2 rRNA genes are annotated in these 2,600 nt (G+C 52.3%); both read right to left on the bottom strand.

What is annotated here, in order from left to right:
* Positions 1 to 71: ribosomal RNA gene (rrf, locus tag AC07T0_RS31645) — 5S ribosomal RNA — on the bottom strand; the annotation flags it as partial.
* A gap of 171 nt (positions 72 to 242) precedes the next feature.
* Positions 243 to 2,600, bottom strand: a 23S ribosomal RNA gene (locus tag AC07T0_RS31640); the annotation flags it as partial.

Below are 2,600 nucleotides of genomic sequence, written 5' to 3'. Positions count from 1 at the left end.
TCGGCGATGCATCGTTTCACTGCTGAGTTCGGGATGGGATCAGGTGGTTCCAATGCTCTATGGTCGTCAAGAAATTCGGTAGCCAGGTCGTTTTCTCTTGCGAGATCACGCTCCAGCAAATGGGTATGTGACAGCTTGGTGTTTTGTGAGTCGCAAACTTTCGGTCTGTATCGTCTTCACACACCGCAATCTGGTGCTCTTTCGCTTTTCAGCTCGAAGCAAGCAAATTGCTTGGGTGTTATATGGTCAAGCCTCACGGGCAATTAGTACAGGTTAGCTCAACGCCTCACAGCGCTTACACACCCTGCCTATCAACGTCGTAGTCTTCGACGGCCCTTCAGGGAACTCAAGGTTCCAGTGAGATCTCATCTTGAGGCAAGTTTCCCGCTTAGATGCTTTCAGCGGTTATCTTTCCCGAACATAGCTACCCGGCAATGCCACTGGCGTGACAACCGGAACACCAGAGGTTCGTCCACTCCGGTCCTCTCGTACTAGGAGCAGCCCCTCTCAAATCTCAAACGTCCACGGCAGATAGGGACCGAACTGTCTCACGACGTTCTAAACCCAGCTCGCGTACCACTTTAAATGGCGAACAGCCATACCCTTGGGACCGGCTTCAGCCCCAGGATGTGATGAGCCGACATCGAGGTGCCAAACACCGCCGTCGATATGAACTCTTGGGCGGTATCAGCCTGTTATCCCCGGAGTACCTTTTATCCGTTGAGCGATGGCCCTTCCATACAGAACCACCGGATCACTAAGACCTACTTTCGTACCTGCTCGACGTGTCTGTCTCGCAGTCAAGCGCGCTTTTGCCTTTATACTCTACGACCGATTTCCGACCGGTCTGAGCGCACCTTCGTACTCCTCCGTTACTCTTTAGGAGGAGACCGCCCCAGTCAAACTACCCACCATACACTGTCCTCGATCCGGATAACGGACCTGAGTTAGAACCTCAAAGTTGCCAGGGTGGTATTTCAAGGTTGGCTCCACGCGAACTGGCGTCCACGCTTCAAAGCCTCCCACCTATCCTACACAAGCAAATTCAAAGTCCAGTGCAAAGCTATAGTAAAGGTTCACGGGGTCTTTCCGTCTAGCCGCGGATACACTGCATCTTCACAGCGATTTCAATTTCACTGAGTCTCGGGTGGAGACAGCGCCGCCATCGTTACGCCATTCGTGCAGGTCGGAACTTACCCGACAAGGAATTTCGCTACCTTAGGACCGTTATAGTTACGGCCGCCGTTTACCGGGGCTTCGATCAAGAGCTTCGCGTTAGCTAACCCCATCAATTAACCTTCCGGCACCGGGCAGGCGTCACACCCTATACGTCCACTTTCGTGTTTGCAGAGTGCTGTGTTTTTAATAAACAGTCGCAGCGGCCTGGTATCTTCGACCGGCATGGGCTTACGGAGCAAGTCCTTCACCCTCACCGGCGCACCTTCTCCCGAAGTTACGGTGCCATTTTGCCTAGTTCCTTCACCCGAGTTCTCTCAAGCGCCTTGGTATTCTCTACCCAACCACCTGTGTCGGTTTGGGGTACGGTTCCTGGTTACCTGAAGCTTAGAAGCTTTTCTTGGAAGCATGGCATCAACCACTTCGTCATCTAAAAGACAACTCGTCATCAGCTCTCGGCCTTAAGATCCCGGATTTACCTAAGATCTCAGCCTACCACCTTAAACTTGGACAACCAACGCCAAGCTGGCCTAGCCTTCTCCGTCCCTCCATCGCAATAACCAGAAGTACAGGAATATTAACCTGTTTTCCATCGACTACGCTTTTCAGCCTCGCCTTAGGGACCGACTAACCCTGCGTCGATTAACGTTGCGCAGGAAACCTTGGTCTTTCGGCGTGGGTGTTTTTCACACCCATTGTCGTTACTCATGTCAGCATTCGCACTTCTGATACCTCCAGCAAGCTTCTCAACTCACCTTCACAGGCTTACAGAACGCTCCTCTACCGCATCACCCTAAGGTGATACCCGTAGCTTCGGTGCATGGTTTGAGCCCCGTTACATCTTCCGCGCAGGCCGACTCGACTAGTGAGCTATTACGCTTTCTTTAAAGGGTGGCTGCTTCTAAGCCAACCTCCTAGCTGTCTAAGCCTTCCCACATCGTTTCCCACTTAACCATGACTTTGGGACCTTAGCTGACGGTCTGGGTTGTTTCCCTTTTCACGACGGACGTTAGCACCCGCCGTGTGTCTCCCATGCTCGGCACTTGTAGGTATTCGGAGTTTGCATCGGTTTGGTAAGTCGGGATGACCCCCTAGCCGAAACAGTGCTCTACCCCCTACAGTGATACATGAGGCGCTACCTAAATAGCTTTCGAGGAGAACCAGCTATCTCCGAGCTTGATTAGCCTTTCACTCCGATCCACAGGTCATCCGCTAACTTTTCAACGGTAGTCGGTTCGGTCCTCCAGTTAGTGTTACCCAACCTTCAACCTGCCCATGGATAGATCGCCCGGTTTCGGGTCTATTCCCAGCGACTAGACGCCCTATTAAGACTCGCTTTCGCTACGCCTCCCCTATTCGGTTAAGCTCGCCACTGAAAATAAGTCGCTGACCCATTATACAAAAGGTACGCAGTCACCCAACAA

It is taken from the genome of Pseudomonas sp. GW821-FHT04D07, assembly GCF_059420225.1.
Note: the sequence above shows the minus strand (reverse complement) of the source record. Positions and strands in the feature narration are given on the sequence as shown.